Annotated in this window: 1 protein-coding gene; it reads right to left on the bottom strand. The window is 65.5% G+C overall.

The window, feature by feature from the left end; genetic code table 11:
• Positions 1-383 (bottom strand): transposase (locus AC0L3H_RS33035; protein ID WP_473588254.1); only part of this gene is annotated, 383 nt, incomplete at both ends.

The raw sequence follows: 383 nt of genomic DNA, 5'->3' as shown, positions 1-383 counted from the left end.
CCGAGCACCTGGCGCCGGCCCTCCCAGTCGACGCCGATCGCCACCAAGACCGCCTGGCTGGCGATCACGCCGGCCTCGCGCGCCCGCTCATAGCGCGCGTCCAGAATGAGGTACGGGTAAGGTTCAGCAAGCCGCTGCTCAAAGAACGCCTCCAGGGCTTCATCCAGCCGCGCCGTCGCCTGGCTTACCGTCAAGGCCGAGAAGGAATGGCCGCACAGTTCCTCGGTGATCGCCTTCACCTTGCGCGTCGACACGCCTTGCACGTACATCTCGACCAGCGCCGATACCAGTGCCTTCTCCGAGCGTTGATAACGCTCAAACAACTCCGTCGAGAACCGGCCGGCCCGATCTTGCGGAACCCGAAGCTCCAGCACGCCAACCCG

The organism is Mesorhizobium sp. WSM4816 (assembly GCF_055811535.1).
This window is presented reverse-complemented; position numbering and strand designations above follow the sequence as displayed.